The organism is Enterobacter sp. RCC_40 (assembly GCF_041360735.1).
Taxonomy (GTDB): Bacteria; Pseudomonadota; Gammaproteobacteria; order Enterobacterales; family Enterobacteriaceae; genus Enterobacter; species Enterobacter ludwigii.
The window spans coordinates 91,774-104,641 of the sequence record NZ_JBFUPR010000010.1 but is presented as its reverse complement, the minus strand read 5'-3'; the positions used below and the strand labels follow the sequence as shown (position 1 = coordinate 104,641).

Genomic DNA, 12,868 nt, shown 5'->3' with positions numbered 1-12,868 from the left:
CCATGTCACTTTGAGTGCCCACACAGATTGTCTGATAAATTGTTAAAGAGCAGTTGCGACGCGGCTTACAGCTCACCATCGCGAGGTCACGTATATTACGTTTTCCTCATTCAGAGTCAAGCATTTATTTTTGCTTTTCTCTGTTGGTGTTCATCTCTGAACCCCGCTAACCCGGCGGCTTGCAAGCCGTTGTTCCGTGTCAGTGGAGGCGCATTATAGGGAGTTCTCAGACGTTGACAACCCCTCTTTTAAAAAAAACGTTCAACCGTCTCTTTTTTGCTCAAAATCGTGCTACAGCGCCAGTTTTTCGAGCGTTTCAAAGCCATAACGGCGTAAAACGGGCAAAAGTTGCTCGGTCTCATTAGTGATGGCCATACAAAAAGCGATGTTTGCATCGGCAGATTTTGCATCCGGAGCTTCATGTTCCAGCAACCAGGCCGTACGTCGGGCTATAGCCGCCCCCGAATCCACCAGCCGCGTGCCCTCAGGCAGAACTTCTAATAACTCTTCCTGTAATAGAGGGAAATGGGTGCACCCCAGCACAACGGTGTCCGGTGGCTCCGGCATCCGCAGCCACGGGCGGAGAATACGGCGCAACTCTTCGAGCGGCACTGCCTTTCCGTGCAGCTTCGCTTCGGCGATCTCGACCAGTTCCGCCGAACCGAGCATTGCAATCTGGCATTCGTTGGCAAAGCGGTCGATTAACTCGCGCGTATAAGGTCGCTTCACCGTGCCTCGCGTTGCCAGTAAACCAACAATGCCGTTTGCCGTCAGACGCGCGGCAGGCTTTATTGCAGGAACAACGCCCACAACCGGGAACTGGAATTTTTCGCGCAATGCAGGAAGCGATACTGTACTGGCCGTGTTACAGGCGATGACCGCCAGCGAGAGGGGATAACGCTTTTGTACCGCGCTGACGATTTCAACCACACGCTCAACAATAAAGTCTTCACTCTTTTCCCCATACGGGAACGCGACGTTATCAAAGGCGTAAATGTAATGGAGATCCGGCAGGAGATGTCGGATCTCATCATAGACCGAAAGCCCACCGACACCGGAATCAAATACCAGCACGGTGGGACGCGGATTAGAAGGTGTAGCTGCCAGACAAGGTGTATTCCCGTCCTGCAGTTTGGTAGCCATAAACTGTCTCGTAATCTTTGTCGAACAGGTTGGCTATTTTACCACGAACTGTAAGGTGAGAGGTGACAGGATATGAAACTGCGACATCCCACAGGCTTACGCCGCCCATTTTCACCTTTTCAGACGGGTAGGTACCAAAGTCAGTGTCGTAACGTGTTCCCAGGTAGTGGTAAGTCAGGCTCCAGTCGAATTCATAGACCTGCGTATCAAGCTGATACTTCACCTGCTGCTTAGCCCGGCGATCCAATAGCTGGTTTGTTGCCGCATTGCGTGCATCCACATAATCGTAACCGACCGTATGAGTCAGTGGACCTGTATCAAAGGACGCTGTGGCTTCAACCCCTTTAATACGCGCCTTGCCTACGTTGTAGTATTCCTGAAGGTTGTTATTAAAGTCGATCAGGTTATCAACGTCATTGCGATAGGCCGATACGCGCCAGTTCACGCCAGCCGTCAGACCTTCGAACGCGCCTTCCCACTGTTTACTCTCCTCAGGATCAAGATGGTCGTTGCCATAGAAACCATACAACTGCCCGAGGTTGGGTGCTTTATAGGCAGTGCCATACGAGGCAATGAATCGATAACCTTCAATGAACTCCCAGCCCGCACTGCTCTGCCAGGTGCCATGTCGACCAAACTGAGAGTTATCGTCGCTACGCGCTGCCCCTTCCAGGGTAAAGTCGCCAAACTGCTGCAGCGCAGTCAGGTAGACGCCGGTGTTACGCAGGTCATAGCCGTTTGTGACATAGCTTGTTCCTGGTTCGGTGCTCTGCTTCTGCCAGTCGACACCTGCGCCAATATTGCCATGGCCCACCTCAACGGAGTTGGTCCACTGCACGTTGTACTGTTTGATCTCATCCAGCGTGGCATTGGAATCATAACGTCCCAGATGCGGGTCGTAGTTATAATCTTTGCTGTGGCTGTAGCTGGTGAGAAGTTGTGAATGGACGACGTCATTATTAAAGCGCAGCCCAGCGTCCCAGGTCTGGCTATAGAGCTGGCGAGTATCAACCAAAACATCAGGCGTAAATGAACTGTAATAGCCGTCATAGGCGGTACGGTTGCTGTAGCCATAGCCGCGAACGAACCCGCTCCACTGATCAGAGAAAGCATGCTCCAGCGCACCGTAGAGGGTTTTATTCATAAAGCCGTCACGATCGGTCTGAGCCAGACCACCGTTGTTGCCATCCGCAACCACGTCAAAGCCTTTGGTATAGGTATAATCACCCGCCAGCGTCACGCGCGTGCTGTCACCCAGGGTTTGCTGGGTGCTGCCGCCGTAATTTTGGTAGCCATGCGAGCCTACGCCCGCATTCAACGTCGTGCCGTCCTTTGCGCGGGTAGTAATAATGTTCACTACGCCACCAATCGCATCAGAACCATAGACTGCAGAGCGTGGCCCGCGAATATATTCAATGCGCTGCACCAGGGCGATCGGGAACTGACTGAGATCGGACGACCCCGTTACCCCAGCCTGGTTAAGACGGATCCCGTCGACAAGAATAAGAACATGACTGGAATTAGTTCCCCGAATAAAAAGAGAGGAAAGTTGCCCCATTCCGCCGTTTTGGGCGGTATCCACGCCAGGCAAGCGACGCATAACGTCAATGACGGTGTTTGCCTGCCAGCGATCAATATCCTCGCGCGTCACCACAGACGTTGGTGCAAGAACGGTATTAACAGGTTGCTCAAAACGGTTTGCTGTCACCACCAACGAGTCGTCGCTATCCTGCGCCCAGCCCGAAAATGCCGTGACGGACAACGCCGTCAACAGCGATACTTTTTTAATCATTGTTAAAGCATCCACAATATAAGAAGGATGCCGCAGGCTTCATCTATAGCACGCGATGACGAAACCAAATGCGACGTGATCCCGGCAGGTCTTCGGGCTAGGTGGCGTTTTGCGGATGAAGACTTCCCATTTTCACAGTGTCTACAATTCTCATCCCGCCAGTCTTTACCGCTGCGCGTCAGCTCCAGATTTTCACTGGATTCCCTTTTCACTCTCAGGAGACCGGAAACAGAATGCTACAATTAGACACGTATAGATGTCCAGATAGCTATTGGCCATTAAATCTGGACATCCACTGCACAATCCCTACAATCCCCGCGTAATTCTTTATCACTCAGGACGCATCATGACCCCCGAACACCTCCCAACAGAACAGTACGACGCACAGCTGACAGAGAAAGTTGTCCGCCTGCAAAGTATGATGACGCCTTTCAACGCGCCCGTTCCTGAGGTGTTCCGCTCGCCCGTTAGCCACTACCGCATGCGTGCGGAGTTCCGCATCTGGCACGACGGTGACGACCTGTACCACATCATTTTCGATCAGCAGACGAAGTCCCGCATTCGGGTTGACAGTTTCCCGGCGGCGAGTGAACTCATCAACCAGCTCATGACGCTGATGATCGACGGCGTACGCAACAACCCTGTGCTGCGCCACAAGCTGTTCCAGATTGATTATCTGACCACGCAAAGCAACCAGGCGATTGTCTCTCTGCTGTATCACAAAGCGCTGAATGACGAATGGCGCGAGCAGGCAGAAGCGCTGCGCGATGCCCTGCGCGCGCAGAACATCAACGTTCACCTGATTGGTCGTGCAACAAAAACCAAAATCATGCTGGATCAGGATTTCATCGACGAACGTCTGTCGGTGGCGGGAAAAGAGATGGTGTACCGCCAGGTTGAGAACAGCTTTACCCAGCCAAACGCAGCAATGAACGTACAGATGCTGGACTGGGCGCTGAAGGCGACCGAAGGGTCAAAGGGCGATCTGCTAGAGCTGTACTGCGGGAACGGCAACTTCTCCCTGGCGCTGGCGCGTAACTTTGAGCGCGTCCTGGCGACGGAGATTGCCAAGCCGTCCGTTGCCGCTGCACAGTACAACATTGCCGCCAATCACATCGACAATGTGCAGATCATTCGTATGTCTGCAGAAGAGTTCACGCAGGCCATGAATGGCGTACGACAGTTTAATCGCCTGGAGGGGATCGATCTGAAGAGCTACCAGTGTGAGACGATTTTTGTCGATCCGCCGCGCAGTGGCCTGGACAGCGAAACCGAGAAGATGGTGCAGGCGTACCCGCGTATTTTGTACATTTCCTGTAACCCGGAAACGCTGTGCAAGAATCTCGAAACATTAAGCCAGACGCACAATGTTGAACGTCTGGCTCTCTTCGATCAGTTCCCGTATACGCACCATATGGAGTGCGGCGTACTTCTTACCGCGAAGTAACGTGATGGCAGGCAGGTCAACCTGCCTGCAACCCCACTCTCTTACTCCGGCAGCTCGTGCTTGCGGCTACGCATGCGCGAGCCAATCCAGAACACCAGTGCCACGGAAAGTACCGCCGGCAGGAAGTTAGAACCGATATCCGGATACTCTGCACGCACCACGGTGCTATACAGCAACACGCCAAGAATAAAGCAGGCCGCGGCCAGCCCAGGCAACCCGACCGGCATGGTGCGGTTCAGGTAACGCTGATGCAGACAGTACACCGTCAGCACCAGCGCAATAAGCGGGAAAATAGAAAATGGAACGATCGAGCTGAACACAGCCGCAAACGTGCCATTAATTGATAAGCCAGCGATCAATGCCAGCAACAGCGTACCCTTATCCTGACCTGACTGTTTCATTACTCACCTTCACTCTTCGGTTTGATGTGCCAGTTTCTCTTGTTCACGGCGATACCAGTAGTACGCGCCTTTGGAGATCATCCTGAGCTGTAATACCAGTCGCTCTTCGAGCTGCTTGCGTTGTTCGATGCTGACATCCAGCGCTTCGGCACCCGCGCTGAAAACAATCGTCACCATCGCCTCAGCCTGTGCTTCAGTGAATGCACGCGGCATATGGTTTTCGAGTTCAAGATAGTCGGCAAGTTCCGCGATAAAATGCTGAATTTCACGCGCCACAGCGGCACGGAACGCGGCTGATGTTCCGGAACGTTCCCGCAACAGCAGGCGAAATGCGTTGGGGTTATTGCCAATAAATTCCATAAAGGTCGACACAGAGGTGCGGATCACGCTCCCCCCTTTAGCGATACGCTGCCGCGCCTGGCGCATAAGCTGACGCAGCATCAGCCCGCTCTCGTCGACCATGGTCAGACCCAGTTCATCCACATCACGGAAATGACGATAGAAGGACGTTGGCGCAATCCCGGCCTCGCGCGCAACTTCACGCAGGCTTAAACTGGCAAAACTACGCTCGGCACTCAGTTGACTGAATGCGGCTTCCACCAGCGAACGCCGGGTTTTCTCTTTTTGTTGTGCTCTTACGCCCATCACGATAGTTGAATCCTTCCAAAGGCCTGATGGCACTATACCAGAGAATAAAATTAATCTGTTTGCCTGGCTTTGTGAATGATTGTTTACGTACGGTTTGTGCTCCACTGCCGGAAAAAAGCACAACGATAATTGGGTTACTCGGGCAATGATGTTATGATTCTGTTGCTTTTATGTATAAGAACAGGTAAGCCTTACCATGCCACATTCCTACGATTACGACGCAATTGTGATAGGTTCCGGCCCCGGCGGCGAAGGCGCTGCTATGGGACTGGTGAAACAGGGAGCCAGAGTAGCGGTGATAGAGCGCTACCATAACGTTGGCGGCGGTTGCACCCATTGGGGCACCATCCCTTCCAAAGCCCTCCGCCATGCCGTTAGCCGCATTATTGAATTTAACCAGAACCCTCTTTACAGCGACCACTCCCGACTTCTTCGTTCCTCCTTTGCTGACATCCTGAATCATGCGGATACCGTTATTAACCAGCAGACGCGGATGCGCCAGGGGTTTTATGAGCGTAACCACTGTGAAATTTTGCAGGGCAATGCGCACTTTGTTGATGAACACACCCTGGCACTCGAATGCCACGACGGGTCAGTCGAAACCATCACGGCGGAAAAATTTGTCATCGCCTGTGGTTCACGCCCGTACCATCCGGCAGACGTGGACTTCTCCCACCCGCGCATTTACGACAGCGACTCCATCCTGAGCCTGCACCACGAACCCCGTCATGTGATTATCTATGGCGCAGGGGTGATTGGCTGCGAATATGCGTCGATCTTCCGGGGTATGGACGTGAAAGTTGACCTGATCAACACCCGCGACCGCCTGCTGGCCTTCCTCGATCAGGAAATGTCAGACTCGCTCTCTTACCACTTCTGGAACAGCGGCGTGGTGATTCGCCACAACGAAGAGTACGAGAAAATTGAAGGCTGCGACGACGGTGTGATCATGCATCTGAAATCGGGCAAGAAGCTGAAAGCAGACTGCCTGCTGTACGCCAACGGCCGTACCGGTAACACTGATTCTCTGGCTCTGGAAAATATCGGGCTCGAAACCGACAGCCGCGGTCAGCTGAAGGTGAACAGCATGTACCAGACAGCCCTGCCGCATGTGTATGCCGTCGGTGATGTTATCGGTTATCCAAGCCTGGCTTCTGCAGCATACGATCAGGGACGCATCGCGGCGCAGGCGCTGGTGAAAGGCGAAGCGACGGCACATCTGATCGAAGATATTCCGACAGGTATTTATACCATCCCGGAAATCAGCTCCGTCGGGAAAACCGAGCAGCAACTGACGTCAATGAAGGTGCCTTACGAGGTGGGTCGCGCGCAGTTTAAACATCTGGCGAGGGCGCAAATCGTGGGAATGAGCGTGGGTACGCTGAAGATCCTGTTCCATCGCGAGACGAAAGAGATCCTCGGTATTCACTGCTTCGGTGAACGCGCGGCGGAGATTATTCATATCGGCCAGGCGATCATGGAGCAAAAAGGTGGTGGTAACACCATCGAGTACTTCGTTAACACCACCTTCAACTACCCGACCATGGCGGAAGCCTATCGGGTCGCGGCACTGAACGGCTTAAACCGCCTGTTTTAACGCATTGTCAAAATGGCCATCCATCGAACCACGGATGGCCTCTGCCAGCTGCTCATAGCGGCTGCGCAGCGGTGAACCCGGACGATAAACCAGACCAATGGTACGACGTGGCTCTGGTTTAATGCATGGCAGATAAACCACGCCGTCACGTTTACGTTCGCGCGGCACGGCCAGTGCCGGCAGCAATGTGATCCCACTGCCCGCCGCCACCATATTACGCAGCGTTTCAAGGCTGGTTGCGCGGAAATGGGTATCCTCGTCAGCACCCGCTTCGAAGCAGAAGCCCATCGCCTGATCGCGCAGGCAGTGACCATCTTCCAGCATCAGCAGTTTTTCACCGGCCAGATCGGCCATCGGCACGCGATCGCGGTTCGCCCACGGGTGATCTTCATAGATCGCCAGCATCATGGGCTCATCAAACAGCGGCACCTCAATAAAAGCTTCGCTCTCTTTGACCAGCGCCAGAATGGCACAGTCGAGCTTGCCGCTGTCTAACTGCGCCAGCAGCTGATGGGTTTGCGCTTCATGCAGATACATTTCGAGTTTCGGGAACGTCTGATGCAGCATTGGAATGATGTGCGGCAACAGGTACGGGCCAACGGTTGGGATCAGGCCAATATGCAACGGGCCGGACATCGCCTCCCCCTGCTGGCTTGCCATTTCCTTGAGCACTTTGACCTCGCGCAGCACGGTGCGCGCCTGATCCACCAGCAGCAGACCTGCCTGGGTGAACAGTACCTTACGACTGGTGCGCTCCAGCAGCATCACGCCCAGCTCGTCTTCCAGCTTGCGGATCTGGCCGCTCAGGGTAGGCTGGCTGACGTGGCAGGAATCTGCCGCGCGGCGAAAATGGCGGTGCTCGGCTAGCGCTACCAGGTATTCAAGATCACGAATATTCATTATTCATCCTCCGTCGCCACGATAGTTCATGGCGATAGATAGCATAGCAACGAACGATTATCCCTATCAAGCATTCTGTTGAATAATACACCACATAGACGAGGCGGCACGTGTTTGACCCTTGACGTCCCCGCACCGTCAGCGAGTTTCTCTCAAAACTCGAACAACTAAAGCCAACGTGAACTTTTGCGGACCCCGTGGTCCGCTTTTTTTTTGCGTAAAAAAGCCCGGGGATAAAAGCAAAATGGCAACCGAAGTTGCCATTTATAGTGTTTACTCCCTCTCCCCGTGGGAGAGGGCGGGGTGAGGGCACCAGCCCGCGCTCATCAAACCAGCCGGTTTTTCGCATCCGCAATCGCCTGCGCGACCTGCTTCGGTGACACGCCGCCTTTCGCTGCACGCTTATCCAGACAAGACTGCAACGCCAGAATCGGATACACATCATCACCGATAACCGCACTGAATTTCTGCAGGTCGGTCAGCGGCAATGCTTCCAGTGCCTTACCCTGACGAATGGCTTCAACCACCGCTTCACCGACAATATGGTGCGCTTCACGGAACGGTACGCCTTTCGCCACCAGGTAATCGGCAAGCTCGGTCGAGTTTGCATAGCCCTGCTGCGCCGCTTCCTGACAACGCGGGCGTTTCACCTGAATGCCGTCCAGCACCAGCGCACCCATATGCAGGCAGTTCAGCCAGGTATCGAGCGCGTCGAACAGCCCTTCTTTGTCTTCCTGCATATCTTTGTTATACGCCAGCGGCAGCCCTTTCAGGGTCATCATCATGCCGGTCAGCGCGCCCTGCACACGGCCACACTTACCGCGGATAAGCTCCAGCGCATCCGGGTTTTTCTTCTGTGGCATCAGGGAGGAGCCTGACGTCACGCGGTCAGACAGCTCAACAAACCCGGCTTCACCGGAGTTGAAGAAAATCAGGTCTTCGGCAAAGCGCGACAGATGCACCATGCCGATAGACGCATTGGAAAGCAGCTCCAGCACGTGATCACGGTCAGAGACGCTGTCCAGGCTGTTACGGGTGGCTGAAGCAAAGCCCAGCCAGCCTGCCAGCTGGTCACGGTCGATTTCATAGGCCGTCCCTGCCAGCGCACCGCTGCCCAGCGGGCTCACGTCCAGACGCTTCAGGGTATCCTGCAGACGGCTTTCATCACGCGCCAGCATCTCAACGTAGGCCAGACACCAGTGCGCAAAGGTTACCGGCTGCGCGCGCTGCAGGTGGGTATAACCCGGCATCACCGCGTCCTGGTTGTTCTGCGCGGTTTCCACCAGCGCACCCTGCAGCTGACGGTTGGCTGCCAGCAGTTCACCAACGGTATCTTTACACCACAATTTCAGATCAGTCGCGACCTGGTCGTTACGGCTACGCCCGGTATGCAGTTTTTTACCCAGCTGGCCGACTTTATCAATGAGTTTCCCTTCCACCCAGCTGTGAATATCTTCCGCATCGCTGGCGAGGATCTGCTGCGGGTCCAGACGCACCTCTTCCAGCAGGTTATTCAGCGCCTCTTCCAGCTGCAGCTGTTCGTCTGCGGTCAGGACGCCCACGGTGACCAGCGCTTTGGACCAGGCCACAGAGCCGACGATATCCTGCTCGGCCAGGCGGTAGTCGAAGCGCAAAGAGTCGTTGAACTGTTTGAACCGTTGATCCGCTGCCTGTGTAAAACGCCCACCCCAAAGTGCCATAACATGCTTCCTTAATATCTTTGAATTTCATTGCCCGGCTGCGCTGCGCTGACCGGGCCTGCAGAATCGGTAAATTGCTTACGCCAGAATACGCGTGCCAATCGGCGTGCCGTTAAACAACGCCGGGAGTTGCTCCGCGTGGCGCCAGGAGGCGATGTCCACCGGACGTCCGAGCGTACGTGCGGCATCCAGCGCCGCATTGACTTTGACGATCATGCCGTCGGTAATAATGCCCTGCTCGATAAGCTGTTCGGCTTTCGCTGCGGTCATTTCCGCAATACGCTGGCCTTTGCCGTCGAGAATACCGCTTACGTCAGAGAGCAAAATCAGGTCCGCGCCCAGCGTAGCCGCCAGAGCCGTTGCCGCCTGGTCTGCATTGACGTTCATCAGTTCGCCCTCTTCGGTCACCCCGATAGAGCTCACCACCGGCAGGAATCCTCCTTCCAGCAGCATGTTAATCAGCTTAGGCGAACCAGGCTGTGCCAGTCCAACGTGTCCGAGTTCTTCGTCGAGCTGGGTCACTTTTACGCTGTCACCATCACCCAGGCACAGACCGACAGAGGCGATATGGTGTTTCTTCGCCCACGCCAGCAGCGTTTTGTTCGCAGTCCCCGCCAGGGCACCGGTAATAATATCAATCTGGTCAGCAGGCGTGACGCGCAGGCCATTTTTCTTTTTCACCGGCAGGTTGAGCCCTTTCATCAGCTCATCAACCACGCAGCCGCCGCCGTGCACAATCACCAGCGGACGTTGGTGTGATTCGCGATAGTTCACCAGCGCGGTAAAAAGACGCTCCAGCGCTTCTTCGCTGTCCAGCAGTACACCACCGAGTTTGATAATTAATGGGTTCATCATCACACCTTAAATAAGAGCCTGGGTTTCCGGGAAACCGAAACGAATATTTGCACACTGCATTGCCTGCGCGGCAGCGCCTTTAAGTAAGTTATCTTCCGCAGCCACCACAATCAGGTGCTCACCCTGCACGGCAAAGCCAATGTCGCAGAATGGCAGGCCAACCACGTTTTTCAGCGCCGGCACGCCTTTGTCGTACAGGCGCACCAGCGGTTTGTCCGCATAGGCCTGCGTAAAGGCTTCGCTCACCTGTTCGTGGGTCACGCCGGGTTTCAGGCGGCAGGTGATGGTTTCGAGGATCCCACGCGGGAAGCTGCCCAGATGCGGCGTGAAGATGACATCCGCACCCAGATGCGTCGTGATTTCAGGGTGATGGCGGTGATTGAACACGCCATACGGCTGAAGGCTCACTTCGCAGAAGCTGTTAGCGATAGCGGCTTTACGCCCCGCGCCGCTGACACCACTGGTGGCGTTGATCACCGGCCACTGGTTCAGATCCAGCAGGTCTGCGTCGATCAGCGGCTTCAGAGAAAGCTGTGCCGCCGTCGGATAACAGCCCGGCACGGCAACCAGATCCGCTTCCTTCAGTTTATCTGTGCTCCACTCCGCCAGGCCGTATACCGCTTTTTCCAGCAGTTCAGGGTGTTGATGGGTGAAACCGTAATATTTTTCGTAGAACGCGCCGTCATTCACACGGAAGGCGCCGGAGAGGTCGAACACCACACAGCCGGCCGCCAGACATTGCGGAACCAGGTCGTGGCTGACTTCGTGCGCGGTAGCTAAAAACACCACGTCGACGCCGTCGGTGAACGCGCGGATGTCAGACATTGGCTGCAGCGGCAGATCAACAATGCCTTTAAGTTGCGGATGCAAATCGGAAATTAACTTTCCTGCATCATTGCTTTGCGCTGACACGGTCAAAGCGGTTATGGTCATATGAGGATGGCGATTCACGTAGCTTACAAGCTCTGCGCCCGCATAACCGCTAGCGCCTACAATCAGCGTATTCAACATCGGGTTCCTTTATGCTCAACGTTAATGTATTTTTATTCACATTTATTGCATGAATATTGATACTATCACGACCTAAGGTGTGTCAACAATGAAAATGAACTTACCGCCATTTATCGAGATTTACCGCGCCCTGATTGCCACACCCTCCATCAGTGCGACCGAAGAAGCGCTGGATCAGAGCAATGAGTCTTTAATCAATCTGCTGGCAGGTTGGTTTAGCGATATTGGGTTTAACGTTGAGGTTCAGCCCGTTCCCGGAACACGCCATAAATTTAACCTGCTCGCCAGTACCGGACAGGGTGCTGGCGGCCTGCTACTGGCCGGTCATACCGATACCGTTCCCTTTGACGATGGCCGCTGGACACGCGATCCGTTCACCCTGACCGAGCATGACAACAAGCTTTACGGTCTGGGCACCGCCGACATGAAAGGCTTTTTTGCTTTTATCCTCGATGCGCTGCGTGACGTGGACGTGACAACGCTGAAGAAACCGCTCTACATTCTGGCCACTGCCGATGAAGAGACCAGCATGGCCGGGGCGCGCTACTTCTCTGAAAACACCTCGATTCGCCCGGATTGCGCCATTATTGGTGAACCAACGTCACTGCAGCCAATCCGCGCCCACAAAGGCCATATCTCCACGGCGGTGCGCGTGCTGGGCCAGTCAGGCCACTCCAGCGATCCGGCGCGCGGCGTCAACGCCATCGAACTGATGCACGACGCCATTGGCCGCATCATGCAGTTGCGCGACTCGCTGAAAGAGCGTTATCACTACGACGCATTCACCGTGCCTTATCCGACGCTGAACCTCGGCAGCCTGCACGGTGGTGATGCATCCAACCGTATCTGCGCCTGCTGCGAACTGCATATGGATATCCGTCCGCTGCCGGGCATGACGCTGAGCGATCTCGACGGCCTGTTGACCGAAGCGCTGGCGCCGGTCAGCGAGCGCTGGCCGGGCCGCCTGACGGTCTCCGAGCTTCATCCGCCGATCCCTGGCTACGAATGTCCACCGGATCATCAACTGGTTGAAGTCGTGGAAAAGCTGCTCGGCGAGAAAACCGACGTGGTGAACTATTGCACCGAAGCACCGTTTATTCAGACCCTGTGTCCTACGCTGGTGCTTGGCCCGGGTTCCATCAACCAGGCTCACCAGCCGGATGAATATCTGGAAACGCGCTTTATCAAACCGACCCGTGAACTGATTACCCAGGTCGTGCATCACTTCTGCTGGCATTAAAATGCCCCTGAGGGTTCCCTCTCCCGGTGGGAGAGGGTCAGGGTAAGGGCAACAAATCCCGCGATCTTCGTCACATTCCCATAAGCATCTCTTATCTGACGCAAAGCGAATTAAATTTCGTAAATTACCCACAT

General features: G+C 54.8%; 11 protein-coding genes and 1 riboswitch. Of the genes, 3 read left to right on the top strand and 8 right to left on the bottom strand.

Annotation, left to right across the window (positions count from 1 at the left end; all coding sequences use genetic code 11):
* Window positions 1–291: 291 nt before the first annotated feature.
* Together murI and btuB are read right to left on the bottom strand one after the other, a co-directional pair.
* Window positions 292–1,143, bottom strand: coding sequence for a glutamate racemase (gene murI, locus AB6731_RS21950; RefSeq protein ID WP_014172170.1), 852 nt, complete (start codon window positions 1,141–1,143; stop codon window positions 292–294).
* Complete coding sequence (btuB, locus tag AB6731_RS21945) at window positions 1,088–2,935, bottom strand: TonB-dependent vitamin B12 receptor BtuB (protein ID WP_371006798.1); 1,848 nt, start codon at window positions 2,933–2,935, stop codon at window positions 1,088–1,090. Before btuB ends, murI begins: the two co-directional genes overlap by 56 nt.
* A 65-nt stretch (window positions 2,936–3,000) precedes the next feature.
* Window positions 3,001–3,177: riboswitch (cobalamin riboswitch) on the bottom strand.
* Window positions 3,178–3,281: 104 nt separating this feature from the next.
* Here btuB and trmA point away from each other — a divergent pair.
* Window positions 3,282–4,382, top strand: a complete 1,101-nt coding sequence (trmA, locus tag AB6731_RS21940) for a tRNA (uridine(54)-C5)-methyltransferase TrmA (RefSeq protein WP_371006797.1) — start codon at window positions 3,282–3,284, stop codon at window positions 4,380–4,382.
* 41 nt (window positions 4,383–4,423) lie between these two features.
* Here trmA and AB6731_RS21935 read toward each other — a convergent pair whose 3' ends face one another.
* Together AB6731_RS21935 and fabR are read right to left on the bottom strand one after the other, a co-directional pair.
* Window positions 4,424–4,783: a YijD family membrane protein gene (locus AB6731_RS21935; RefSeq protein ID WP_020883939.1), complete on the bottom strand. Its 360-nt coding sequence runs from the start codon at window positions 4,781–4,783 to the stop codon at window positions 4,424–4,426.
* Between the two features lie 9 nt (window positions 4,784–4,792).
* Window positions 4,793–5,431, bottom strand: coding sequence for an HTH-type transcriptional repressor FabR (fabR, locus tag AB6731_RS21930; protein WP_008501784.1), 639 nt, complete (start codon window positions 5,429–5,431; stop codon window positions 4,793–4,795).
* Window positions 5,432–5,627: 196 nt separating this feature from the next.
* Between fabR and sthA the strand changes: the two genes are divergently transcribed.
* Window positions 5,628–7,028, top strand: a complete 1,401-nt coding sequence (gene sthA, locus AB6731_RS21925; RefSeq protein WP_014172175.1) for a Si-specific NAD(P)(+) transhydrogenase — start codon at window positions 5,628–5,630, stop codon at window positions 7,026–7,028.
* Here the strand turns inward: sthA and oxyR are convergent.
* The 4 genes from oxyR to argC form a co-directional block, all read right to left on the bottom strand.
* Complete coding sequence (gene oxyR / locus AB6731_RS21920) at window positions 7,011–7,928, bottom strand: DNA-binding transcriptional regulator OxyR (protein ID WP_014172176.1); 918 nt, start codon at window positions 7,926–7,928, stop codon at window positions 7,011–7,013. The two genes, sthA and oxyR, sit on opposite strands and share 18 nt — an antisense overlap.
* A 326-nt stretch (window positions 7,929–8,254) precedes the next feature.
* Window positions 8,255–9,628: an argininosuccinate lyase gene (gene argH / locus AB6731_RS21915; RefSeq protein ID WP_371006796.1), complete on the bottom strand. Its 1,374-nt coding sequence runs from the start codon at window positions 9,626–9,628 to the stop codon at window positions 8,255–8,257.
* A gap of 78 nt (window positions 9,629–9,706) precedes the next feature.
* Entirely contained in the window at window positions 9,707–10,483 is a 777-nt protein-coding gene (argB, locus tag AB6731_RS21910; protein ID WP_086462987.1) for an acetylglutamate kinase, read from the bottom strand.
* A 6-nt stretch (window positions 10,484–10,489) separates the two neighbouring features.
* Window positions 10,490–11,494, bottom strand: coding sequence for an N-acetyl-gamma-glutamyl-phosphate reductase (argC, locus tag AB6731_RS21905; RefSeq protein WP_020883941.1), 1,005 nt, complete (start codon window positions 11,492–11,494; stop codon window positions 10,490–10,492).
* A gap of 88 nt (window positions 11,495–11,582) precedes the next feature.
* Here argC and argE point away from each other — a divergent pair, with 88 nt between their 5' ends.
* The gene (argE, locus tag AB6731_RS21900; RefSeq protein ID WP_020883942.1) at window positions 11,583–12,734 is read left to right on the top strand and encodes an acetylornithine deacetylase; all 1,152 of its coding nucleotides are present in this window, start codon (window positions 11,583–11,585) and stop codon (window positions 12,732–12,734) included.
* Window positions 12,735–12,868: the final 134 nt, after the last annotated feature.

Excerpts from the sequence above, each read along its gene's own strand:
- argH (WP_371006796.1), bottom strand. The coding sequence starts at position 9,628 with ATGGCACTTTGGGGTGGGCGTTTTACACAGGCAGCGGATCAACGGTTC.
- AB6731_RS21935 (WP_020883939.1), bottom strand. The coding sequence starts at position 4,783 with ATGAAACAGTCAGGTCAGGATAAGGGTACGCTGTTGCTGGCATTGATC.
- trmA (WP_371006797.1), top strand. The coding sequence starts at position 3,282 with ATGACCCCCGAACACCTCCCAACAGAACAGTACGACGCACAGCTGACA.
- oxyR (WP_014172176.1), bottom strand. The coding sequence starts at position 7,928 with ATGAATATTCGTGATCTTGAATACCTGGTAGCGCTAGCCGAGCACCGC.
- argC (WP_020883941.1), bottom strand. The coding sequence starts at position 11,494 with ATGTTGAATACGCTGATTGTAGGCGCTAGCGGTTATGCGGGCGCAGAG.
- murI (WP_014172170.1), bottom strand. The coding sequence starts at position 1,143 with ATGGCTACCAAACTGCAGGACGGGAATACACCTTGTCTGGCAGCTACA.
- sthA (WP_014172175.1), top strand. The coding sequence starts at position 5,628 with ATGCCACATTCCTACGATTACGACGCAATTGTGATAGGTTCCGGCCCC.
- argE (WP_020883942.1), top strand. The coding sequence starts at position 11,583 with ATGAAAATGAACTTACCGCCATTTATCGAGATTTACCGCGCCCTGATT.
- btuB (WP_371006798.1), bottom strand. The coding sequence starts at position 2,935 with ATGATTAAAAAAGTATCGCTGTTGACGGCGTTGTCCGTCACGGCATTT.
- argB (WP_086462987.1), bottom strand. The coding sequence starts at position 10,483 with ATGATGAACCCATTAATTATCAAACTCGGTGGTGTACTGCTGGACAGC.